Annotated in this window: 21 protein-coding genes and 1 pseudogene; 8 read left to right on the forward strand and 14 right to left on the reverse strand. The window is 70.5% G+C overall.

From position 1 onward, the window contains the following. Positions 1-145 precede the first annotated feature (145 nt). The 6 genes from AC2XR2_RS03865 to AC2XR2_RS03890 all read left to right on the forward strand — a co-directional run bounded on the left by AC2XR2_RS03865 (position 146) and on the right by AC2XR2_RS03890 (position 5213). A complete protein-coding gene (locus AC2XR2_RS03865) occupies positions 146-1036 on the forward strand; it encodes an ABC transporter substrate-binding protein (protein ID WP_381299502.1) in 891 nt (296 codons plus the stop codon). Beyond that, entirely contained in the window at positions 1033-1863 is an 831-nt protein-coding gene (locus AC2XR2_RS03870; protein WP_491514267.1) for an amino acid ABC transporter permease, read from the forward strand. Before AC2XR2_RS03865 ends, AC2XR2_RS03870 begins: the two co-directional genes overlap by 4 nt. Then, a complete protein-coding gene (locus AC2XR2_RS03875) occupies positions 1863-2612 on the forward strand; it encodes an amino acid ABC transporter ATP-binding protein (protein WP_381299550.1) in 750 nt (249 codons plus the stop codon). The genes AC2XR2_RS03870 and AC2XR2_RS03875 overlap by 1 nt, the downstream gene beginning before the upstream one ends. Next, the gene (gene mmuM / locus AC2XR2_RS03880) at positions 2609-3520 is read left to right on the forward strand and encodes a homocysteine S-methyltransferase (protein WP_491514268.1); all 912 of its coding nucleotides are present in this window, start codon (positions 2609-2611) and stop codon (positions 3518-3520) included. Before AC2XR2_RS03875 ends, mmuM begins: the two co-directional genes overlap by 4 nt. A gap of 137 nt (positions 3521-3657) precedes the next feature. Next, positions 3658-4641: an isopenicillin N synthase family dioxygenase gene (locus tag AC2XR2_RS03885; RefSeq protein ID WP_491514269.1), complete on the forward strand. Its 984-nt coding sequence runs from the start codon at positions 3658-3660 to the stop codon at positions 4639-4641. A gap of 248 nt (positions 4642-4889) precedes the next feature. Next, positions 4890-5213: a WhiB family transcriptional regulator gene (locus tag AC2XR2_RS03890; RefSeq protein ID WP_491514270.1), complete on the forward strand. Its 324-nt coding sequence runs from the start codon at positions 4890-4892 to the stop codon at positions 5211-5213. 125 nt (positions 5214-5338) lie between these two features. Here the strand turns inward: AC2XR2_RS03890 and AC2XR2_RS03895 are convergent, their stop codons facing one another. From AC2XR2_RS03895 to iolC, 9 genes are read right to left on the reverse strand one after another with little or no spacing between them, the layout of a single operon-like run. Beyond that, the gene (locus tag AC2XR2_RS03895; RefSeq protein ID WP_491514271.1) at positions 5339-6208 is read right to left on the reverse strand and encodes a sugar phosphate isomerase/epimerase family protein; all 870 of its coding nucleotides are present in this window, start codon (positions 6206-6208) and stop codon (positions 5339-5341) included. Further along, on the reverse strand, positions 6205-7221 hold the full coding sequence (locus tag AC2XR2_RS03900; RefSeq protein ID WP_381299496.1) for a Gfo/Idh/MocA family oxidoreductase: 1017 nt from the start codon (positions 7219-7221) through the stop codon (positions 6205-6207). Before AC2XR2_RS03900 ends, AC2XR2_RS03895 begins: the two co-directional genes overlap by 4 nt. A gap of 23 nt (positions 7222-7244) precedes the next feature. Next, a complete protein-coding gene (locus tag AC2XR2_RS03905; protein ID WP_491514272.1) occupies positions 7245-8666 on the reverse strand; it encodes a sugar porter family MFS transporter in 1422 nt (473 codons plus the stop codon). Between the two features lie 9 nt (positions 8667-8675). After that, positions 8676-9626, reverse strand: coding sequence for a TIM barrel protein (locus AC2XR2_RS03910; protein WP_491514273.1), 951 nt, complete (start codon positions 9624-9626; stop codon positions 8676-8678). A 17-nt stretch (positions 9627-9643) separates the two neighbouring features. Then, the gene (locus AC2XR2_RS03915; RefSeq protein WP_491514274.1) at positions 9644-11140 is read right to left on the reverse strand and encodes a CoA-acylating methylmalonate-semialdehyde dehydrogenase; all 1497 of its coding nucleotides are present in this window, start codon (positions 11138-11140) and stop codon (positions 9644-9646) included. Between the two features lie 29 nt (positions 11141-11169). Further along, positions 11170-13050 carry a 3D-(3,5/4)-trihydroxycyclohexane-1,2-dione acylhydrolase (decyclizing) gene (gene iolD, locus AC2XR2_RS03920; RefSeq protein WP_491514275.1) on the reverse strand — a complete coding sequence of 627 codons (1881 nt, stop codon included), beginning with the start codon at positions 13048-13050 and terminating at the stop codon, positions 11170-11172. Next, positions 13047-13925: a 5-deoxy-glucuronate isomerase gene (gene iolB, locus AC2XR2_RS03925; RefSeq protein ID WP_491518401.1), complete on the reverse strand. Its 879-nt coding sequence runs from the start codon at positions 13923-13925 to the stop codon at positions 13047-13049. Before iolB ends, iolD begins: the two co-directional genes overlap by 4 nt. A 50-nt stretch (positions 13926-13975) precedes the next feature. Continuing rightward, positions 13976-14848, reverse strand: coding sequence for a Cgl0159 family (beta/alpha)8-fold protein (locus AC2XR2_RS03930; RefSeq protein ID WP_491514276.1), 873 nt, complete (start codon positions 14846-14848; stop codon positions 13976-13978). Continuing rightward, positions 14838-15791: a 5-dehydro-2-deoxygluconokinase gene (gene iolC, locus AC2XR2_RS03935; RefSeq protein WP_491514277.1), complete on the reverse strand. Its 954-nt coding sequence runs from the start codon at positions 15789-15791 to the stop codon at positions 14838-14840. Before iolC ends, AC2XR2_RS03930 begins: the two co-directional genes overlap by 11 nt. A 243-nt stretch (positions 15792-16034) precedes the next feature. On the opposite strand from iolC, the gene AC2XR2_RS03940 reads away from it, so the two are divergent. Next, a complete protein-coding gene (locus tag AC2XR2_RS03940; RefSeq protein WP_491518402.1) occupies positions 16035-17030 on the forward strand; it encodes a LacI family DNA-binding transcriptional regulator in 996 nt (331 codons plus the stop codon). Between the two features lie 13 nt (positions 17031-17043). Here AC2XR2_RS03940 and AC2XR2_RS03945 read toward each other — a convergent pair whose 3' ends face one another. The 5 genes from AC2XR2_RS03945 to AC2XR2_RS03965 all read right to left on the reverse strand — a co-directional run bounded on the left by AC2XR2_RS03945 (position 17044) and on the right by AC2XR2_RS03965 (position 22233). Continuing rightward, the gene (locus AC2XR2_RS03945; protein WP_491514278.1) at positions 17044-18114 is read right to left on the reverse strand and encodes a Gfo/Idh/MocA family protein; all 1071 of its coding nucleotides are present in this window, start codon (positions 18112-18114) and stop codon (positions 17044-17046) included. A 2-nt stretch (positions 18115-18116) separates the two neighbouring features. Beyond that, a complete protein-coding gene (locus AC2XR2_RS03950; RefSeq protein WP_491514279.1) occupies positions 18117-19115 on the reverse strand; it encodes a Gfo/Idh/MocA family oxidoreductase in 999 nt (332 codons plus the stop codon). A gap of 165 nt (positions 19116-19280) precedes the next feature. Further along, positions 19281-20147 (reverse strand): ATP-binding cassette domain-containing protein, encoded by an 867-nt coding sequence (locus tag AC2XR2_RS03955; protein ID WP_491514280.1) that lies wholly within the window; start codon positions 20145-20147, stop codon positions 19281-19283. Positions 20148-20152: 5 nt separating this feature from the next. Further along, a complete protein-coding gene (locus AC2XR2_RS03960) occupies positions 20153-21229 on the reverse strand; it encodes an ABC transporter permease (RefSeq protein ID WP_491514281.1) in 1077 nt (358 codons plus the stop codon). Further along, positions 21229-22233 carry a sugar ABC transporter substrate-binding protein gene (locus AC2XR2_RS03965; protein ID WP_449348671.1) on the reverse strand — a complete coding sequence of 335 codons (1005 nt, stop codon included), beginning with the start codon at positions 22231-22233 and terminating at the stop codon, positions 21229-21231. The genes AC2XR2_RS03960 and AC2XR2_RS03965 overlap by 1 nt, the downstream gene beginning before the upstream one ends. 321 nt (positions 22234-22554) lie before the next feature. Here AC2XR2_RS03965 and AC2XR2_RS03970 point away from each other — a divergent pair. Next, a pseudogene (locus AC2XR2_RS03970) lies at positions 22555-23243 on the forward strand (transposase). Positions 23244-23251 lie beyond the last annotated feature (8 nt).

Below are 23251 nucleotides of genomic sequence, written 5' to 3' on the forward strand. Positions count from 1 at the left end.
GCCGCGCCGCCGCGCGCCCATCATTGCGCGGACATTGCAGGTTCATTGCAAGGTGCGTGCATCATGAGCAACTGGATTTGCCTATTACGCATCCGGAGATAGTCTCCAGCCATCCCTCGCACATCAGGCTCGTCAGGAGTTCCCCTTGTCCGCTCTGCGCCCGCTAGTACTCCTCGGTTCCGCGGCACTGCTCCTGGCGGGCTGCGCCGACCCCTCCGACCCGGCCGCCGCCTCCTCCAGCGCCTCCCCGGCCACGGCACCGATCGCGAAGAACGCCGCGCTCGCCGCCAAGGTCCCGGCCGCCCTGAAGGCGAGCGGGATCACGATCGCCAGTGACGTCAGCTACCCGCCGATGGACTTCTTCGCCGCCGACAACAAGACGGTCGTCGGTGCCGAGGCCGACCTGGACAAGGCCATCGGCACCGTCCTCGGCGTCAAGGTCACCATCGTGAACGTGCCCTTCGACTCGATCCTGCCGGGCCTGCAGTCGGGCAAGTACCAGCTCGGCGTCTCCTCCTTCACGGACACCGCCGAGCGGGAGAAGGTCGTCGACTTCGTCACCTACTTCGACGCGGGCACGTCCCTGCTGGTCCCGTCGGGCAACCCCAAGGCGCTGAAGCCCGAGGGCGACTCTCTGTGCGGCCGTACCGTCGCCGTGGCGAAGGGGTCCACGCAGGCGCTCGTGGACCTGCCGGCCCGGGCGAAGACCTGCAAGACGCCGATCAAGGTCGGCACCTTCCCGGACGGCACCGGTGTGAACCTCGCCGTGACCAGCGGCCGTGCCGACGCCGCCCTGGCCGACTCGCCGGTCGCCGCCTATGCCGCCAAGCAGTCCGGCGGCAAGCTGGAGGTGGCCGGCGACTCCTACGGCGACGCGCCCTTCGGCATCGCCGTACCGAAGAACAGTGAGCTGACCGGACTGCTCAAGTCGGCTCTGGAGGACCTCAAGGCGAGCGGCGGTTACCAGCAGGTCCTCGCCAAGTGGGGCCTGGAGTCCGGCGCCCTGGACGAGTTCGAGATCAACGCGGCCTCATGAGCGCGGAGTTGCCGGTCTACCGACGCCGCCGGCCGGGGCAGTGGGTGCTGACCCTCGTGGTCGTGCTCCTGGCCGCGAGCCTGGCCCAGTCGCTGATCACGAACCGGCGCTTCGGCTGGGAGACGGTCGGCGCCTGGCTGTTCAGCCGGACCGTGCTGCGGGGCCTGCTGACCACCCTGGAACTCACCGCCGCCGCCATGGCGATCGGGCTCGTGCTCGGCATCGCACTGGCACTCATGCGGCTGTCGGAGAACTCCGTTGCCCGGACGGTCAGTTGGGCCTACATCTGGCTCTTCCGGGGCACCCCTCTCCTGGTCCAGCTGCTGTTCTGGGGTTTCATCTCCGCCCTGTACCCGACGCTGTCGCTGCACCTGCCCCTCCTGCCGGCGGTCGGCGACGTCCCCGCGAACTCCGTCATCACGACCTTCACCGCGGCCCTGCTGGGCCTCGGCCTCAACGAGGCCGCCTATCTCGCCGAGATCATCCGGGCCGGGATCGTCTCGGTCGACCACGGTCAGCTGGAGGCGGCGGACGCGCTGGGCCTGTCCCGGGCCCGGACCCTGCGCCGGATCGTCCTGCCCCAGGCGATGCGGGTGATCATCCCGCCGGTCGGCAACGAGACCATCTCCATGCTCAAGACGACCTCCCTGGTGAGCGTGCTGGCCTACGCGGAGCTGCTGTACTCCGTGCAGATCGTGTACGCCCGCACCTACGAGACGATCCCGCTGCTGATCGTCGCCAGCATCTGGTACCTGGCCGTCACGACCCTGCTGAACATCGGCCAGCACTACCTCGAACGGCACTTCGCGAAGGGCGGCAGCCGATGATGATCGAGGCCACCGGTGTGCGCAAGTCCTTCGCCGGGCGGGAGGTGCTGCGCGGAATCGACCTGTCCGTACCGCGTGGGACGGTCACCTGTGTGATCGGGCCCTCCGGGTCGGGGAAGTCCACCTTCCTGCGGTGCGTGAACCGCCTGGAGCGGCCCGACGGGGGCCGGATCCTGGTGGACGGCGAACCGATCGGATACGAGCCGTACCGGGACGGGCTGCGCGAACTGCGCCGCCGCGACCTGGCCCGGCAGCGCCGTGACATCGGCATGGTCTTCCAGCGCTTCCACCTCTTCCCGCACCTGACGGCCCTCGCCAACGTCGTCGAGGGGCCGGTCGGCGCGGGCCGCCCCCGCGCCCGGGCCACCGAGGAGGCGCTGGCCCTCCTCGACCGGGTCGGTCTCGCCGACCGCCGGGACGCCTACCCCGCCCAGCTCTCCGGCGGCCAGCAGCAACGCGTCGCCATCGCGCGCGCGTTGGCGATGCGGCCGAAGCTCATGCTGTTCGACGAGCCGACCTCCGCCCTCGACCCGGAACTGGTCGGCGAGGTCCTGGACGTCATGCGCGACCTCGCCGCCGACGGCATGACGATGCTCGTCGTCACCCACGAGCTGGGCTTCGCCCGCGAGGTCGCCGACGAGGTCGTCTTCTTCGACGACGGACAGATCCTGGAGTCCGGACCGCCCACCCGCGTCCTGACCGCCCCCGACCATCCCCGTACCCGCGACTTCGTGACGAGAGTGCTGTGACGACCTTCCGCGACGCCCTGGCCGCCGGCCCCCTCGTCCTGGACGGCGGCATGTCCAACGAGCTGGAGGCCCAGGGCCACGACCTGAGCGGCATCCTCTGGTCCGCCCGCCTGCTCCGCGACGCCCCCGAGGCGATCACGGCGGTCCACCGCGCCTACTTCGCGGCGGGCGCCCAGGTCGCCATCACGGCCGGTTACCAGGCCACCTACGACGGTTTCGGCCGCCTGGGCATCTCCCGCACCGAGACCACGGCACTGCTGCGGCGCAGCGTGTCCCTGGCCCGCGAGGCCGCCGAAGCCGCCGCATCCGAGGGAGGCGGCAGGCGCTGGGTCGCGGCGTCCGTGGGCCCCTACGGCGCGATGCTGGCCGACGGCTCGGAATACCGCGGCGACTACGGCCTCAGCGTGGCCGAGCTGACCCGTTTCCACCGGCCCCGGCTGGAGGCGCTGGCCGAGGCGGCCCCCGACGTCTTCGCCGTCGAGACCATCCCCGACCTGCGGGAGGCCGAGGCCGTGCTGACCGCCCTGGACGGCCTGGGCATCCCGGCCTGGCTCTCGTACAGCATCCGCGGGACGACCACCAGCGCGGGCCAGCCGCTGACGGAGGCCTTCGCGCTGGCCCGGAGCAGTGACACCGTGGTCGCCACGGGGGTGAACTGCGCCCCCGCCGCCGACGCGGCCGCCGCGCTGGCCCTGAACACCGGGCTGCCCGGCGTCGTCTATCCGAACGGTGGCGGCGTCTGGGATCCCGGAACCCGGAGCTGGCTGGGCGCCCAGGACGAGATCGCGGACCTGGCACCCTCCTGGCTCGCCGCCGGCGCGGCGCTCGTCGGCGGCTGTTGCCGGGTCGGCCCCGCCGAGATCAAGGAACTGGCCGACCGCCTCGACGCCGCACCGACAGGCCACTGAGGGCATTCCGAGCCCGAGCGCACCCCCGCCGACATGCACCACTCCGCGGGGGTGCGCTCCCGGCCCGGCGCGCCGGGAACCAGCGATCCCCGCTCGCCCCCTCCTCGTACACGCACCACTCGCAAGGAACACCAGCCATGTCCCAGCCCGCCTCCCTCCCGGTGATCGACCTCTCCGCACCCGACCGTGACGCGCTCCACCGGGCCGCGCGTGACGTCGGCTTCTTCCAGCTGGTCGGGCACGGCATCACCCCCGCCGAACAGGTCCGGCTGCTCGGTACCGCCCGCGACTTCTTCGCCCTGCCCGAGGCCGACCGGCACGCGCTCGACAACCTCAACTCGCCCCACTTCCGGGGCTACACGCGGACCGGCAACGAGCACACCCAGGGCCGCCGCGACTGGCGCGACCAGCTCGACATCAGCAACGAGCTGCCCGCTCACGTGCCGGCCCAGGGCGAGCCGCCCTACTGGTGGCTGGAGGGGCCGAACCAGTGGCCCGCGGCCCTGCCCGTCCTGCGTGAGGTCGCGCTGGAGTGGATGGCCCGGCTCAGCACGGTCGCCCACCGGTTGCTGCACGAGCTGCTCGCAGCCGTCGGCGGTCCCGAGGACTTCTACGACGACGCCTTCTCCGGCCACCCGCGCAACCACCTGAAACTGGTCCGGTACCCGGGCCGGGCACCGGAGGGGGACGACCAGGGCGTGGGCGTGCACAAGGACTACGGCTTCCTGACCCTGCTGCTCACGGACGAGGTGCCCGGACTCCAGGTGGAGACGCCGGACGGGCAGGGCTTCATCGATGTGCCGTATCTGCCGGGGGCGTTCGTGGTGAACCTCGGCGAGCTGCTGGAGGTCGCGACGAACGGCTACCTGAAGGCGACGAACCACCGCGTGGTCTCTCCCCCGGGATCACGCGAGCGCTTCTCCGCACCGTTCTTCTACAACCCCCGGCTCGACGCCCGGATCGCCCCGCTCCCCTTCCCCGGCGCGTCGGACGCGACGGGCGTGACGGAGGACCCGGACAACCCGCTGTTCGCGGAGTTCGGCTGGAACGAGCTCAAGGGCTGGGTCCGCGCCCACCCCGCGGTGGTGAAGAAGCATCATCCGGAGCTGACCATCGCGTGACGCAGCGACCGCGGCGGCCACCCGGCTCGCGGCTGCGCTCCTCTCCCGCAGGGCTCCGACAGCTCCCCACCCCACGTGTTCTCGCGTGATAGCGCCCCCACTCCCGCACTGCAAGCCCCGTGTCACTCGAAGGGGTTAGGTGCTCGGCCGCCGCTGCATCCCGGGTGCGCGCTCCCGTACTGTCACATGCCTGCTGCATGTAGCCGCGGCGTAGGCACAGGCCGTATCGGGGAGAGGACGGTGCCGGAGTGATATCGAGTTCCGACTGGAGTGAGCGGGGGCTGTGCCGGACTGCTGATCCGGACGAGCTGTTCGTCGAGGGCGCGGCACAGAATCGCGCGAAGGCGGTGTGCACCGGCTGCCCCTCCCGCACGGAGTGCCTGGCCTACGCCTTGGACAACCGCATCGAGCACGGCGTGTGGGGTGGCATGACCGAACGCGACAGGCGAGCTCTGCTGCGCCGCCGGCCGACCGTGACCTCCTGGCAGCGCCTGCTCGAGCTGGCCCGCGCCGAGCACGACACCGCTGCTCCGGGTACAGACAATGTCCGAGCGCTGCCCGAGGTCTGCTGATCGGGGGCGGGGCGGTTCCGGGAAGATGCCGGCCGCTGCGGCGCGGAAGCTGTCCGAGGCCGCTGGATCGGACCACCCGACGGCGGCCGGCGTCCGGAGGGGGACACCGGCCGCCGTCGGATGGATCACCCCGCGAGTTCCTTGGTGATCCGGTCCAGCATGAACGCCGAGGACTCGCGGGCGCGTTCCTCCCAGGCGAAGACGCAGGCCGTGGCGACGCCGTCGAAGTCCAGCTCGCGCAGTGTGCCGAAGAAGGCGTCCCAGTCGACCTCGCCCTGGCCGATGTCCAGGTGCTGGTGGATGCGGGCCGCGGTGCCGGGCGGGTTGAGGATGTAGCGCAGGCCGCTGGAACCCTTGTGGTTGAAGGAGTCCGCGATGTGCACGTGCTGGAGCTTGTCACCGGCGTAGCGCATCATCTTCGCGATGTCCGCCCCGACCTCCGAAGCACCCGAGAGGTGGAAGCTGTGCGGGGCGCAGTACAGGTAGTTGACCCACGGTTCGTTGATCGCGCGGACCAGGTCGACGGCCGGGGTGTTCTCCTCGCAGAAGTCGTCGGGGTGTGCCTCCAGGTTCAGGGCGATGCCTTCCCGCTCGAACAACGGGAGCAGTTCCTCCAGCGAGTGCCAGAACGCGGCCTCGCTCTCGGCCGCGCGCTCGGGACGACCGTTGAACTCGCTGTTCATCAGCGGGCATTCGAGGTCCGCGGTGATCTCGATCATCCGCTTCCAGTAGCGGACGGCGGCCTGCCGCTCGGTCTCGTCGGGCGAGGACCACTTGTACAGCGGCAGCACCGAGGACAGCTGCACACCGTGCCTGCGCAGGGCGTTCTTCAGCTCGGCGATCCGCTCGTCGTCCGCCCGCGGGTGCAGGAAGAACGGCATGAAGTCGTCGCGCGGCGACAACTCGATGTACTCGTAGCCGAGTTCGGCCACGGTGCGCACCATGTCGTCGAGGGACAGGGCGCGGAACATGTACGGGTCGAGGGCGATCTTCACGCGGCACCTCCGTAGAAGGCGGGACGGGGCTTGAGGTCGGTGGCGACGACGCGGCCCGAGTCCAGGGCCTCGACGGTCGCGGCGGTGATGACGGTGGCTGCGTAGCCGTCCCAGGAGGACGGGCCGGTGGGCTCCGCCCCGGCGGCGACACCCGTGATCCACTCGCGGAACTCGGTGTCGAAGGCGTCCCGGAAGCGGCCCACCCAGTCGGTGAGGACCTCGGTGCTGTGCGAGGCGGCGGTCCGCACACCCACGGTGGCCGGATCTGGCAGCCGTACGAGCCCTTCCTCGCCGACCGCCTCGCACTGGATGTCGTAGCCGTACTGGCAGTTGACGAAGACCTCCAGGTCGATGCGGATGCCCTTGGCCGTCTCGAAGAGCATGATCTGCGGGTCCTTGAGGTGCGCGAACCGCCTGCTCGTGGCGCGCGGGGTGAGCACCTGGGTGGAGACGATCTCGTCGTCGAGGAGCCAGCGCAGCACGTCCACCTCGTGAACGGCCGTGTCCAGGGCGGCCATCGAGGAGGTGTAGGACTCCGGGACGGTCGGGTTGCGGTGCGCGCAGTGCACGATGAGCGGCTCGCCGATCCGGCCGGAGTCGATGACCTGCTTCATCTGCCGGTAGCCGGCGTCGTAGCGGCGCATGAAACCGACCTGGACCAGACGGCGGCCGTGCGCCTGCTCCGCCTCGATGATCTTCAGGCAGTCCTCGGCGGTGGTGGCGAGGGGCTTCTCGCAGAACACCGGCTTCCCGGCGGCGATCGCGTTCAGCACGTGCTCGGCGTGGGTCGGGCCCCAGGAGGTGACGAGGACCGCGTCCACGTCCTCGGCCGCGACCACGGCCGCGCCGTCGGGCAGCACCCGGGCGCCGACCGGCTCGGCCGCCTCGGCCGCCCGGGTGGCATCGATGTCGGTGACGGCGGTGACCCGGGCGCCGGTGACGGTGTCGGTCAGCCGCCTGATGTGCTCTTTGCCGATCCAGCCGGCGCCGACGACACCTACACGTACAGTCATGGTCGTTTCCTAACTAGGTGCAACTAGGAGAAGCGCGCCCGGAGTTCGGCTTCGAGGGTTTCGAGGGTGCGGCCCTTGGTCTCGGGGACGTAGAGCTTCACGAAGGTGAGGGAGAAGATCCCCGCCACGACGAACAGGAAGAAGGTGTGGGAGATCCCGATCGCGTCGACCAGCGACGGGAAGACCAGCCCGATCACGAAGTTGGTCAGCCACAGCACCACGGCCGCGATGCCCATGCCGAAGCCGCGCATCCGCATCGGGAAGATCTCCGACAGCATCAGCCAGGTCACCGGCGAGATCGCGCCCTGCTGGAAGGCCAGGAAGGTGACCGTCATGGCGAGGACGGCGTAGGCCCGGAGGTCTCCGGACGGCAGCACCAGGGAGAAGACACCGATCAGCAACAGGGCCGCCGTTGTGCCCGTCTGACCGGTCATCAGCATCGGGCGGCGGGCGACCCGGCCCAGCAGCCAGATGCCCACGAACGTGGCCAGCACCGAGATCACCCCGTTGGCGATGTTCGCCGTCAGCGCGGTGTCGGAGGCGAAGCCCGCGTCCTCCAGGATCTGGGTGCCGTAGTACATGATCGTGTTGACGCCGGTGACCTGCTGCACGATCGCGATGCCGAAGCCGACGAGCATCAGCTTCCGTACCCAGGGCACGGACTTCATGTCCTGCCAGCCGCCCAGCTTCTCCCGCTCGTCCTTGACGGCGAGCGCGGAGACCTCGCTCAGCTCGGCCTCGGCCCGTTGCCGGGACCGGACCTGCCGGAGCACTTCCAGCGCCTCGGAGAACCGGCTCTGCGAGGCCAGCCAGCGCGGGCTCTCCGGCATGACCAGCATCCCGAACCACAGCACCACGGCGGGAATCGTGGCGAGGACCAGCATCCAGCGCCACACGCCCCCGGACTCACCACCCACCCGCGCGATGACCGCGTTGGAGGTGAACGCCAGCAACTGACCGCTGACGATCATCAGTTCATTGCGGGTGACCAGCGCACCGCGCCGCTCGGCAGGGGAGATCTCCGCGAGGTACACGGGCACGGTCACCGACGCACCGCCGACCGCCAGACCCAGCACGAACCGGGCCAGGACCATCACGGCCGTGGTCGGCGCGAGCGTGCAGGCGAGCGCGCCGACGAAGAAGAGCACCGCGAGGGTGAGAATCGTACGGCGGCGGCCGCGCGCGTCCGACAACCGGCCGCCGGCCACGGCCCCGAGCGCCGCGCCGAGCAGCAGCGAGCTGGTGACCATGCCCTCGGTGACCGGGGTCAGGCCGAGGTCGTCGGTCATGTACGGCAGGGCGCCGTTGATGACGCCGGTGTCGTAACCGAAGAGCAGACCGCCGAAGGTGGCGACGATCGTGACGACCCGCAGCCGCCGCGAGACGGCCGGTGGGGTGTCCTGCTCGAGGGTGGGAGCCTGAGTCGCGTCGTCCCTGACGTCCATGCCCACCTCCTACTTGTCGTACGGGCGTCGGGTTCCGGTCAGGCCGCAGTCCGCCAGGTGGGCGCGGGTGCTGGTCGCGATCGGCAGCGGCACCTCGGGCGCGCACGGGTACAGGTCCTGCTCGACGATCACGAACAACTCGGCGTCGAGCTTGGCCAGTTCGGCGACGACGTCGGCCGGGTTCGGCACCCCGGCGGGCGGCGAGACACACACCCCGCGCCTGACCGCCTCCCCGAAACCGAGGTCCTCGGCGGCGACCTGGGCGAGGATCTCCGGGTCCATCTGCTTGATGTGGACGTACCCGACGCGCTCGCCGAAGCGGCGGATCAGGTCGACGTTGTCGCCACCGCCGTAGGCCACGTGCCCGGTGTCCAGGCACAGGTTGGTGTACCGGCTGTCGGACTCGTTCAGCAGCCGCTCGATCTCCGGCTGGGTCTGGATGTGGCTGTCCGCGTGCGGGTGGATCACGAGGCGTACGCCGTACTCGTCCAGCAGCAGCCTGCCCAGCCGGTCGGCGGCCTTGCCGAAGCCCGCCCACTGGGCGGCGGTCAGCTCGGGCGGCTCGGTGAACGCGCCGGTCTTCTCGTCCCGGTACATGGGCGGGATCAGCACGAGATGGTGGGCGCCCGCGGCCTGGGTGAGTGTGGCGACCTGGCGGACATGGGCGAGCATCTCGTCCCACGCCTCGGGGCGGTGCAGGGCGCCGAAGGCCGTGCCGCCGGAGACCTGGAGGCCACGAGCGTCCAGCTCTTCCTTGAGGCGCTGCGGATCGGTGGGGAGGTAGCCGTACGGGCCGAGCTCCAGCCACTGGTAACCGGCCTCCGCGAGCTCGTCGAGGAAGCGGGTGTGCGGCACCTGGTGCTCGTCCTCGGGGAACCAGACGCCCCAGGAGTCGGGGGCGGAGCCCAGACAGAGGTTGCCCGCGGTGGCGCGGAGCGGGGTGGTTGGGGCCGTTGCCATGAGGTGTCCTTGGAGGCTCAGTCGGAGGTGGGGAAGCTGAAGCCGGCGGCGACCTGCTGGGCGGGTCGGGGCCAGCGGGTGGTGACGACCTTGGGGCGGGTGTAGAAGCGGACGCCCTCGGGGCCGTGGATGGGGTGGTCGCCGATGAGGGAGTCCTTCCAGCCGCCGAAGGAGTAGTACGACATCGGGACGGGGACCGGGACGTTGATGCCGATCATGCCGACCTTGATCCTGCGCTGGAATCGGCGGGCGGCCTCCCCGGAGCCGGTGAAGAGGGCGGTGCCGTTGCCGTAGGGGTTGGCGCTGACGAGGTCGATGGCCTCGTCGAGGGAGTCGACGCGGACGATGGCGAGGACCGGGCCGAACAGCTCCTCCTTGTAGGCGTCCATCTCGGTGGTGACGTGGTCCAGGAGGGAGGGGCCGGTGAAGAAGCCGTCCTCGTGCCCGTCCACCTTCACCCCGCGGCCGTCGACCACCACGGTGGCGCCCTGTGCCGCCGCGGTGCCGACCGCGTTCTCGACGCGCTCCTGGGCGGCCATGGTGACGAGGGGGCCCATGTCGGTGCCGGGAGCGTTGCCGGGGCCGACCTTGATCTCGTCGGCCTTGCGGGTGAGGACCTCCACCAGGCCGTCGGCCGCATCGCCCACCGCCACGGCCACCGAGACGGCCATGCAGCGCTCGCCCGCGGAGCCGTAGGCGCCGGCGGTGATGTGGTTCGCGGCGAACTCCAGGTCGGCGTCGGGCAGGACGACGGCGTGGTTCTTGGCACCGCCGAGGGCCTGGACGCGCTTGCCGTGCGAAGTCGCCTGCCCGTGCACGTACTTGGCGATCGGCGTGGAACCGACGAAGGAGACGGCTTCGATACCCGGGTGGGTGAGGATCGCGTCGACGGCGTCCTGGCCGCCGTGCACGACGTTGAACACGCCGTCGGGCAGGCCGGCCCGCTGGTAGAGGTCCGCGACGAAGTTGGCGGCAGAAGGGTCGCGCTCACTCGGCTTCAGGATGAAGGTGTTGCCGGTGGCGAGGGCGATGGGATGCATCCACAGCGGCACCATGGCCGGGAAGTTGAACGGGGTGATGCCCGCGACCACGCCCAGCGGCTGACGGAAGTCGTGTACGTCCACGCCGCGGGAGACCTGGTCGGAGAAGGAACCCTTCAGCACGTCTCCCAGACCGCAGGCGAACTCCACGACCTCGCGGCCGCGGACGATCTCGCCGCGGGCGTCGTCGACGGTCTTGCCGTGCTCGGCGGAGATGATGCGGCCCAGTTCCTCCTCGTGCTCGACGAGGAGTTGGCGGAAGGCGAACATCACCTGGGTGCGCTGGGTGAGGGAGGACTCCGACCAGGTGGCGAAGGCGGTGGTGGCGGCCTGGACGGCGGCGTCCACGTCGGCGGAGCCGCCGAGAACGACCCGGGCCTGTTCGGCGCCGGTGGCCGGGTTGAACACCGGCTGCGTGGCGGAGCCGGAGCCCGGTGCGGAGGAGCCGTTGATCCAGTGCTCGATGGTCTTCACGGTGCGGGTTTCCTTTGCGGGGACGGGAGCTACAGGTAGTGGTGCTGGGCCTGTTTGCGGGCGGCGTACGTCTCGTACGCGCTGCGGGTGGACTCCAGGGCGGACGTCTGGCTGACGGGGACGTCCCACCAGCCGTGGCCGGGCGGGTTGGGCCCGTACAGGTCGGTCTCCACGTGGACGACCGTGGTGCGGGTGGCCGCCTTGGCCTTCTCCATGGCCGAGCGGAACTCCTCGACGGAGGTGGCGTGCAGCACGTCGGCGCCGAGTGAGGAGGCGTTCGCGGCGAGGTCGACGGGGAGCACCTCGCCGTCCAGCTGGCCCGAATCGCCGTCTCGGTAGCGGTACTTGGTGCCGAAGCGCTGCGAGCCGAGCGACTCCGACAGGGCGCCGATGGAGGCAAAGCCGTGGTTCTGGACCAGGACGACGATCACCTTCAGCCCTTCGGAGATCATGGTCACGATCTCCTGGGCCATCATCAGATACGAGCCGTCGCCGACCAGGACGACGACCTCACGGGTGGGGTCGGCCATCTTGGCGCCGACGCCGGCCGCGACCTCGTAGCCCATGCAGGAGTAGGCGTACTCGACGTGGTAGGCCTTCGGGTCCCGGGCCCGCCACAGCTGCTGGAGGTCGCCGGGCATGGAGCCCGCCGCGTTGATGACCACGTCACGGTCGCCGAGGACCTGATTGAGCGCGCCGAGGATCTCAGTCTGGGCCGGGAGCGGACTGTGGCCGACGGTGAAGCAGCTGTTTTCGATCTCCCTTGTGCGGGAGATGAGTTGACGGGTGCGGTCGCGGTACTCCTGGTCCACTTCCCAGTCGGCCAGTGCTCCCGCGAGTGCCTGGATGCCGAGCCGCGCGTCGGCCACGAGCGGTTCGGCGGAGTGCTTGACGGCGTCGAGGCGGGCGACGTTGAGGTTGACGAAGGTGACGTCGGGGTCGGCGAAGACGGTGTGGCTGGCGGTGGTGAAGTCGGAGTAGCGGGTGCCGATGCCGAGGACCACGTCGGCCTCGCGGGCGAGTTCGTTGGCGGCGTAGGACCCGGTGGAGCCGATGCCGCCGACCGCGCGGGGGTGGTCCCAGGGGACGGCGCCCTTGCCCGCGTGGGTGTCCGCGACCGGGATGCCGGTGGCCTCGGCGAAGGCCCGCAGCGCGGTCTCCGCGCCGGAGTAGACGGCCCCGCCGCCCGCCACGATCAGCGGCCTGCGCGCTCCACGCAGCAGACGGGCCGCCCGCTCGATCGCGGCCGGTTCCGGCACCGGACGGCCCACGTGCCAGACCCGGCGCCGGAAGAAGGAGACCGGCCAGTCGTACGCCTCGGCCTGCACGTCCTGCGGCAGCGCGAGGGTGACCGCGCCGGTCTCCACCGGGTCCGTGAGCACCCGCATCGCCGCCAGCGCGGCCGGGATCAGTTGCTCGGGGCGCTGCACGCGGTCGAAGTACTTGGAGACGGCCCGGAAGGTGTCGTTGACGGTGACGTCGCCGCCCCGGGTGTCCTCGAGTTGCTGCAGGACGGGGTCGGCGGCGCGGGTGGCGAACATGTCGGACGGCAGCAGCAGCACCGGGATGCGATTGGTGGTCGCCAGTGCCGCGCCGGTGATCATGTTGGTGGATCCGGGACCGGTGGAGGCGGTGCAGGCGAAGGTGGCCAGCCGGTCGCGCATCTTCGCGTAGGCCACCGACGCGTGGACCATGCCCTGCTCGTTGCGGGCCAGGTAGTACGGCAGGTCGGCCTCGCCGGTGGTGGCGGCCTGCAGCAGCGCCTGCCCGATGCCGGCCACGTTGCCGTGCCCGAAGATGCCCCACACGCCGGGGACGAGCCGCTGTTCCCGGCCGTCGCGCTCGCTGTACTGCGCGGCGAGAAAGCGCACCAGGGCCTGGGCGGTGGTCAGTCGGACGGTCTCGGTCATCGGTTCTCTCCGAAGGGCAGCCGGTCGTCGACGTCCTGGGACTCCCACGTCGTACGCACCCAGCCGTGCGCGGGGTCGTCACAGGTCAGCCAGGCGCGGTTCTGCCCCGGACCGGCCATGACGTCGAGGTGGTAGAGGTCGTGGCCGGGGGCCGCGATGGACGGGCCGTGCCAGCCGTGCGGGATGAGCACCGCGTCGCCGGAGCGCACCTCGGCGAGCACGTCGATCGGCCGGTCCTCGGTGCCGTACACCCGCTGGTAGCCGAAGCCGTTCTCGCCCGCGACCTGGAAGCAGTAGATCTCCTCCAGCTCGGACTCCAGGCCCGGCCGTGCCTCGTCGTGCTTGTGCGGCGGGTACGACGACCAGTTGCCGCCCCGGGTCAGGACCTCGCAGACCAGCAGCTGCTCGGCGTCGAACGTGCCCGGCAGGCAGTAGTTGTTGACCTGCCGCGAGCACGCTCCGGCGCCGCGCAGTTCGACGGGCACGTCCTCCTTGCACCCGTACCGAGCCGGTTGACCTCCCCGCTCGGTACGGGCGGAGGGCAGCGCGAACGTTCCGCCGTCCGCGCTGCTGATCACGGCCTGCGACTCGCGGGGCACATACGCGAAGTCGCTGACCGCCGAGAACACGTCCGCGCGGCCGACGAGTTCGAGGACCTGTCCGTCTACGGCGACGGTGCAGCCGCCGTTCAGGGGCAGGACCAGGAACTCGCTCTCCCCGGTCGTCAGGGCGTGTTCCTCGCCCGGCCTCAGGGTCAGGACCCTGAGGCCGGAGTGTTCCCGGCCCGCCGACTCGGGCGTGACCAGGAGGTCGTAGGGGTCATGGGCCGAAGTGCCTTTCGGCAGGTGGTACTTGCTCGACGTGCCGTACGGCAGGCGATAGTTGCCCGGCGTGCCGTTCGGCAGGCGGTACTCGCTCGAAGACGTCACAGCAGGCTCACCGCCTTGTCGACGGCACCGGCGACGTCGCCGCCCGCGGGATAGAGCAGGGAGCGGCCGACGACCAGGCCCTGCGCGGTGGGCTGCTTCAGCGCCCTGCCCCAGGACGCGAAGGCCGCCCCGGCGTCGGTGACCTCCCCGCCCAGCAGCAGCGCGGGCAGCGTCGAGGAGGCCAGCACGCGCTCCATCCGGTCGACGACCGGCAGCTTCAGCCAGGTGTAGGCGGTACGGCGGCCCAGGCCCGAGGCGATCGTGACGGACCTGACGACCGCGTCCGTGGACAGGTCGTTGCGGATCCTCCCGTCCTGCCACTCGGACATGAACGGCTCGACCATCGCGATCAGCCTGCGGTCGTTGAGTTCGTCGACCGCGCGGGCGGTGTTCTCCAGGACCGACGGCGTCGCCGGGTCGCCCAGGGCGACACGGGTGAGCATCTTGCCGCCGTCGAAGCCCATCGCCGCGATGGTGGCGGCGTCGTAGCCGGTGAACCGGTCGTCGATCTCGAACACCGACCCCGCCAGGCCCGCCCGGTTCATGGAACCGAAGACGCTCTTGCCGTCCAGCACGCCGAGCAGCAGGAGGTCTTCGAGGATGTCGGCGGTGCCCAGCACCCCGGTCACTCCCGGGCGCTCCAGCGCGGTGCAGAGCCGGTCGAGCAGTTCGGAGCGGTCGGCCATGGCGTGGGGGTCGCCGCCGACGCCGTTGGCGCCGCGGGCGGGATGGTCGGCGGCGATGATCATCGCCTTGCCGTGCTCGCCCAGCAGCGAGGTGGCCCGCACCCGACGGTCGGCGGCGGCCGCGATGGCGCCCGGGTCGCTCACCCGGGCGGACACGATCCGGCTCAGCTTGTCAGACAGCACTGGTCACCTCATCGAGCTTGGTGCGGACCTCGTCCTCGGTCGGCATGGCGTCCGAGCAGGAGAGGCGGCCGGCGACGAGCGCGCCGGCGGCGTTGGCGAAGGACACCGTGAGGTGCAGGTCCCAGCCCGACAGCAGTCCGTGGCACAGGGCTCCGCCGAAGGCGTCACCCGCCCCGAGCCCGTTGACGACGTCCACCGGCACGGGGGCGATCTCGGCGACCTCACCGCCTCGGTGCACGGCCAGCACACCCTTCGGTCCCTGCTTCACCACCGCCAGCTCCACACCGGCGGCCAGCAGTGCTTTCGCCGCCGCGTGGGGGTCGCGCTCGCCGGTGGCGACCTCGCACTCGTCGAGGTTGCCGACCGCGACCGTGGTGTGCCGCAGCGCCTCGGCGTAATGGGCGCGGGCCTGCGCGGGATCGGCCCAGAACATCGGCCGCCAGTCCAGGTCGAACACCGTCGGGCCCGCCTTGGCCCGGTGCCGCAGCGCGGCCAGGGTCGCCGAACGGCTCGGCTCCTCGCTCAGTCCCGTGCCCGTCATCCAGAACACGGCCGCCTCCCGGACCGCGGCCAGATCCAGCTCACCGGCGGTGATGTCGAGGTCCGGGGCCTTCGGCAGGCGGTAGAAGTACAGCGGGAAGTCGTCCGGCGGGAAGATCTCGCAGAACGTCACCGGGGTCGGCGCGATGTCCGACGTACCGACGTAGCGGTTGTCCACGCCGTGACCGGCGAGCGCTGTGCGGACGAAGTCGCCGAACGGGTCCCGGCCGGTCTTCGTGACCACCGCGGCCGTACGGCCGTAGCGCGCCGCGGCCACCGCGACGTTGGTGGGGCTGCCGCCCAGGTACTTGCCGAACGAGCTGACCTCGGCCAGTCCCACGCCCGTCTGGAGCGGATACACGTCCACTCCCACGCGGCCCATGGTCAGCACTTCGAACGGCATAACGGGGGTTTCCCTTCGTTCCGGAGCCGCCGGAGAGGCCGGTGACGGCCCGTGAGGAGTCCGGTGACTGACGCGGAAGATTTCCTGTCGCGCTCTACTAGCGCGCTCTAGTACGAGTACGATGACCTCGGTCCAAATGTCATGTCAATAGGTTGTTGCCAGAAGATTTCTTGATCACCGCCAGGGTGGGCGGCGTCGGAGGGTGAGTTCACGGTGGATGCATCGGGCAAGCAGCGGCCCACGATGGCGGACGTCGCCGAGAAGGCGGGCGTGTCGCGGGCGCTCGTCTCGATCGTGTTCCGCGGCCAGCCGGGCGCGAGCGAACAGACGAGGCAGCGCGTGCTGCGGGTCGCCGACGAGATCGGCTATCGCCCCGACAGCGCGGCCCGCCTCCTGGCGCGCGGCCGCAGCCGCACGCTGGGCGTGATGTTCACGGTCCACCAGTCCTTCCACACCAACCTCATCGAGGGCATCTACCCGGAGGCCGAGCGTCTGGGGTACGAGGTTCTCCTGTCCGGCGCCACTCAGGGCCGCAGCGAGATGAAGGCCGTCGAGGCGCTGCTCAGCCACCGCTGCGAGGCGGTGCTTCTGCTGGGCTCGTTCGCCGAGCCCGCCTTCCTGGAGGAGCTGGGGGGCCGTACGGTCGCCGTCTCCGTCAGCCGCCGGGTCCCGCACGCGCACGTGGACTTCGTTCACTCGGCCGAAGGCAAGGGCGTACGGCAGGCGATGGACCACCTCGTGGAACTGGGGCACCGCAGGATCGTGCACCTCGACGGCGGCCGGGGCCCCGGCTCGTCGGAGCGCCGGCGGGCCTACGGCGCGGCGATGCGGCGCCATGGGCTGGAGGCGGAGGCGCGGGTCATCCCCGGCGAGCACACCGAGCAGTCCGGGATCGAGACGGGGCGTCTGCTGCTGACGGAGCGCGACGAGGGGCGGCCGCTGCCGACAGCGGTGCTCGCGGGCAACGACCGCAGTGCCATGGGCCTGCTGATGGCGCTGACCCGGGCCGGCGTCGAGGTTCCGCGCGACATGTCCGTGGTCGGGTACGACGACAGCCATCTCTCGCACCTCATGCCGATCGGACTGACCACCGTGCGCCAGGACGCGGGCCTTATGGCCGAGCACGCGGTGCGGTTCGCGGTGGAGCGGCTGGAGGACCCCCAGCGTGAGCCGCGGGAGGCCGTGGTGGAGCCGAAGCTGGTGGTACGGGGGACCAGCGGGCCACCCCCGAAGCGCTGAGGTCGCCGGGCGGTCACGCCGTGAGCGGGCGAGTTTCCCCCTGCCCCGGGCCTTCGCCGGGGAAGGAAATCCCGCACAGTCGACGGATCTCGTCCATCACCCGCAAGGTGGCCACGGAGTCGGGCAGGGGTCTGAGCGGGGTCTGGATCCGTCCGGCCGCGATGCACCGGGCCACCTCCGCCGCCTCGAAGTGCAGGGCGTCGTGCCCGGACCGCGGTTCGGTGTACGACAGTGCCGCGCCACCGCCCGCCGGGGCCAGGAGAACCTCGCCGGGCTGAGGAAAGGGTCCGGGCAGGGTCAGGGTGGCCTGTGTCCCGGCGACCGCAGCCGAGGTGGGCGTGTCGCTGAAGAGCGTGGTGTGCACGATGCCCTGAGCGCCGTCGCGGTTGCGGAGCAGTGCCGCGATCTGCCCGTTGACGCCCGCGGGATGGGGCTGGGCCGACGCCTGCACCTCCACCGGCTCCCCGAGGACCGCGACGGAGAGGGAGACCGGGTAGGTGCCCAGGTCGAGAAGGGGCCCGCCGGCCAGGTCGGCGCGGAGGATGCGATGCCCGGCGGCGAAGTGCTCGCCGTGCTCGGCCCATACGGTCCGGACGTCACCGAGGACGCCCGACTCGAGTACCTGCCGGACGACATCGAACCTCGGCAGGAAGAACGTCCACAGCGCCTCCGCGCAGAAAAGGCCGCGCTCCGTGGCCAGCCGGGCGATCTCGGCGGCCTGCGCGGCGTCGAGCCCCAGCGGTTTCTCCACCAGGGTGTGCCTCCCCGCCGTGAGGGAGATCCGGGCACAGTCGAGGTGGGCCGTGTGTTCCGTGGCGACGTACACGACGTCGACGTCCGCCGACGCGGCCAGCTCCTCGTAGGAGCCGTACGCACGCGGGACGCCGTGGCGGTCCGCGAACCCCTCGGCGCGGGAGACGTCCCGCGAGGCGACGGCGGTGAAGCGCTGTCGGGTGTGGCGCCGCACCGAGGCGACGAAGCGTTCGGCGATCCAGCCTGTGCCCATGACGCCCCAGCGCAGTGGGGGCGCGTCCATCGGGTCCGGGGTGCGTGGCGCGGGCAGGGAAGTGGGGAAGGCCGGCATGCTCAGAGCTCCGGAACGTGGACGGCGACGGTCCGGCCGCCGTTCTTCATGGACGTGATGACGGCCTCGGCCACCGCGCTCGCCGCCAGACCGTCCTCCGCGGTGGCCAGGGGCGACGGCGTCCCCGAGACCAACGCGTCGGTCCACGCCTGGAGTTCGATGCGGTAGGCGTCGGCGAACCGGGGCCGCCAGTCGGCCGGATAGCCGTACGACCGGGTCCGGGCGGTGTCGGTGACCACGCGGGCCGGGGTGGTCAACGCCAACGTGCCGCGCTCACCGGCTACTTCACAGCGGATGTCGTAGCCGTAGCCGGCGTTCAGGAACACCTCGACGGTGGTCAGGGCTCCGTCGGCGGTACGCAGCAGCATCAGCTGCGGATCCCGCAGTCCGGTCGCCGCGCCCGTGGAGCGGGGCGCATGCCAACTCACCTCCGTGATCGGTGAGTCGAGCAGCCAGGGCACGGTGTCGAACTCGTGGATGGCCGAGCCGGTGATGCTCAGCTCGTCGGTGGCACCCGGAGCGGAGGACACCCCTCGGCTGACACAGCGCAACAACAGAGGCGCCCCGCAGACTCCGGCCGCCACCGCGTCCTTCAGCTCCCGGTACGCGGGGTCGAAACGACGCATGAAGCCGAGCGAGATCCCCCACCCGCCGACCCGCCGCTCCTCACGTACGACCCGGACGCATGCGTCCAGCGTGGGAGCGAGGGGCTTCTCGCAGAGCACGGGCTTCCCCGCGCGCACGGCCGCGATGGTCAGATCGGCGTGGGTCGTGTCGTGCGAGGCGACGACGACGGCATCGACCTCCGCGTCGGCGATCAGGGCGAACGGGTCGCCCGTGGCGCGGGCGTCGGGGAGAGCGCCGGCGACGGTCGCCGCCCGCTCCACGTCGATGTCGGCGACCATCGTGACGTGGGCGCCCGATACCTGGCGGTGCAGGGTGTTCACATGATCGGCGCCCATGTTGCCTGCGCCGATCACGCCGACGCGTACTGTGCTCACGTCAGGGCCTTCCTTGTGCTCGGGGATGACGCCGGTGGGCGCCGCGGATGCCGTGCGGGACTCTCGCGACACGGCCCGGGACCGGGCGCCCCGCCCCGGAGGAGCCTGGTCCCGGACTGTGGACGCCCACCGGCAGAGGGGGACGGTCGATGCTCGCGCCGCCCGTCAGGACGCCGCCTTGCCGCCCTTGGCCGCCACGCTGAGGTCTTTCTCTTCCGGGAGGGCTTCGGTGTCGACACCGCCCACCTGGGACAACTCGTGCTTGAGAGCGGCGAGTTCGGCGCCGCCGGCCATGTGGTTGGTCAGTTCGTCCAGGCTGACCTCGTCGCGGGAGGCGTTGAGTTCCATGGTGCCCAGGCGCAGGACGCTGAAGTGGTCGCCGACCATGTAGGCGTGGTGCGGGTTGTGGGTGATGAAGATGACGCCCAGTCCGCGGTCGCGGGCGGCGGCGATGTACTTCAGCACCACACCGGACTGCTTGACGCCCAGGGCGGCCGTAGGCTCGTCGAGGATCAGGACGCGGGCGCCGAAGTAGACGGCGCGGGCGATGGCCACACACTGGCGCTGGCCGCCGGACAGGGTGCCGATGGGCTGTTCGAGGTCGTCCAGGACGATGCCCATGTTGCGCAGCTCCTGGTCGGCGGTCTGCTTCATCCGCTCGATGTCCAGGCGGCGCAGGGGCCAGGGGCCCTTGGTCATCTCCGAGCCCAGGAAGAAGTTGCGCCACACCGGCATCAGAGAGCAGACCGCCAGGTCCTGGTAGACGGTGGCGATGCCCTTGTCCAGCGCCTCGCGCGGGGTGGAGAAGCGCACCGGGGCGTTGTCGACGAGGAACTCGCCCTCGGTGTGCTGGTGCAACCCCGCGATGATCTTGATCAGGGTGGACTTGCCGGCGCCGTTGTCACCCAGCACGCACGTGACCTTGCCGGAGTGCACGGACAGGCTCACGCCGTGCAGGGCACGGATGTTGCCGTAGGCCTTGCCCGCCGCCTTCAACTCGACGACAGGGGCGTCTTCATGAGTGGTCGTCATGGGACTCACCTCCGGGTCGCCGTGCGCTGGATGTACAGGTTGATCAGGACGGCGCCGAGGAGCATCACGCCCAGGAAGGCCTTGAACCAGTCCGGGTTCCAGCCCGCGTACACGATGCCCTGCTGGACCATGCCGAACATGAACGCCCCGAAGACCGGGCCGATCGCCGAGCCCGCGCCACCGGTCAGGAGGCAACCGCCGATGACGGCCGCGGAGATGTAGATCAGCTCCTGGCCGACCCCTTCGCCCGACTGCACGGTGTTGAAGGAGAACAGGTTGTGCATGCCGACGAACCAGGCGCCGAAGCCGACCAGCATGAACAGCGAGATCTTCGTGAAGGTCACCGGCACACCGACGGCCCGGGCGGAGTCCTTGTTGCCGCCGACGGCGAAGATCCAGTTGCCGTACCTGGTGCGTAGCAGCACCCAGGTCGCCAGCGCGGCGAAGACCAGCCAGTACACGATCGTGATCTTGATCTGGACCCCGGCCACTTCGAAGGAGTTCGCGAACACCTTCTTGGCCTGGCCGAAGCCGTCCATGTCACTGATGTCGTCGGTGGCCACGTTGCCGGTGACCAGCTTGGTGACCGCGAGGTTCACACCCTGGAGGATCAGGAAGGAACCCAGGGTGATCAGGAAGCTCGGCAGACCGGTCCTGACCACCAGCCAGCCGTTGAGGAATCCGATCGCCAGCGACACCAGGAGCGCGAGCAGCACTCCCGCCCACACGTTCACGGACAGCTGGAAGGCGAACATGCTCGCGGTCAGCGCGGAGGTGATGACCGCGACGCCGGCCGAAAGGTCGAACTCGCCGCCGATCATCAGCAGGGCGACCGGCAGGGCCATGATCCCGATGGTCGACGACTGGTAGAGGACGTTGGCCATCGAGCTGCCGTCGCGCACCGGGGGCGCCGCGACCAGGAAGAAGACGTAGACGGCGACGGCGCCGAGGAACACCCCGACCTCGGGGCGGGCCAACAGCCGCTGAATCAGGGGGCGTTGGGCGGTCCGGCCGTCGGTCTCCCGTGGGCCGGGGGCCGGCGGTGCGGTCACCGCCGGCTCGGCGTGCTGGGTCACACTCATCACCGGGTGCCCTTCGCGGCGAACTCCGCGACGTCGTCCGCGTTGTCCTTGGTGATGAAGGCCGGGCCGGTCAGGACGGGCGCGGTGCCGCCGCCGCTGAAGTTGCCGTTGTTCTTGTAGAGCCACAGGGAGTCGACCGCCAGGTAGCCCTGGAGGTACGGCTGCTGGTCGACCGCGAACTGGATGGTCCCGTCCTGGACCGCCTTCACCAGCTCCTTGTTCAGGTCGAAGGTCGCTATCTTCGCCTTGCTGCCCGCGTCCGAGAGCGACTGCACGGCGGTCAGGGCGATGGGGGCTCCGAGGGTGACGACCTCGTCGATGGAGGAGTCCTGCCTGAGCTTGGCGGTGATCGTCGACTTCACGGACGGCATGTCGGTGCCGTTGACGTAGAGGATGTCGGTGTCCCCGCTGAAGCCCTTCTTCAGGCCGGCGCAGCGGGCTTCCAGGGCGACCTGGCCCTGCTCCTGGACGACGCACAGGGCGTGCTTGGCACCGAGCTGGTTGAGGCGTTCACCGAAGGCCTGTCCGGCGATGTTCTCGTCCTGGCCGAAGTACTCGAGCATGCCGAGCCTCTTCCAGTCACTGACACCGGAGTTGAAGCCGACGACCGGGATACCGGCGGCCTTGGCCTTGGCGACGACATCCTTCATGGCGTCCGGCTTGGCGGCGGTGAGGGCGATGCCGTCGACCTTCTGGTCGATGGCGTTCTGCACCAGGTTGGCCTGGGCACCCGCGCTCGGGTCGGACGAGTAGACCAGCTTGATGTTGTCCTTGGCGGCGGCGGCCTGGGCGCCCTTGCGGATCAGGTCCCAGAAGGTGTCGCCCGGGGAGGCGTGGGTGATCATGGCCACGGTCATGCGCGGGGTGGTGGCCTTGCCCGCCGAGGCGTCGGCGCTCCCTTCCTCGGACTTCTTCCCGCCCGAGCTGCTGGAGCAGCCGGTGGCGAGCAGGGTCCCGGCGAGGACGGTGGCGGTGAGAAGGGCGGCTCGGTGGTTTCTGTGCATGTCCCTGCACCTCGCTGTGCTTGATGGGGCGGAGTCCGCGGTGGGTGGAACCGCGTCCGGCGGCTGATGTGTGCCATGCGGAGACGCGGCGGGTGAATGGTGCGTCTGTGCCGTTGGCGGCTCGTTCTGCTGTGGCGGCCGTAGGTGTGGACCGTCTGATGAGCGACTGGAGCGCTTTAGTAGCGCGCTCTAGTTGGAGAGACTATGGGGCCGCTTCTACAGGCATGTCAACAGGTATGTCAGGACGTACCAACAAAGGGTCCGAAATGAAGCAGGGGAGCCAGCGCCAAGACGGGCAGCCCTGGCCACCCGGGTGACCCCATGCTCATCGTCACCCGCGAGGGTGACCGCCGCTGCAAGCTCCCACCGCACCAGCGTGCACTGGTCGGCCTGGCGTACCTGCGCTGACACGACACCCTCGCCCAACTCGCTGCTGGCTTCGGCATCGCTGTCGGCACCGACCACGCCTCTACGACAGCCGTCGTCGACCTGCTCGCCCACCGAGCGCCCGCCTTGCTGCGCGCTCTGCGCGAGGCGGAGCCGGACTACGTTCTGCTCGACGGCACCCTCGTCGAATGCGACCGGGTGGGCGGCAGCCGGGCCGACTTCTCCCCGGGGCACCGCCGACACGGGGTGAACGTGCAGGTGGTGACCGACCCGGCTGGGCGGCTGCTGTGGATCTCGCCGGCGCTGCCCGGGCCGCGCACACGATCTCACTGCTCGCGCCCACCAGATCATCCGGATCTGTGAACGCCAGGGCATCCCGGTCCTCGCCGATCGGGCCTACATGGGAGCCGGTCCGTGGGTGACGACAGCACTCAGACGCCCGCCGGGCAGAGACCTCACACCCACCCAACAGACCGTCAACCACGCACTATCAGCGGCACGGGCAGGTCGAGCGCGGAGTGGCCCGACTGAAGTCCTGGCGCATCTTCCGCGAGTCCCGGTGCAGTCCGAATCGAATGACGTCAATCGCCGCTGCCGTCCTCACCTTGGAGCGGCAAGGCTGAAAGACCTC

The sequence above is a fragment of the Streptomyces sp. LS-MS-L19 genome, assembly GCF_058382285.1.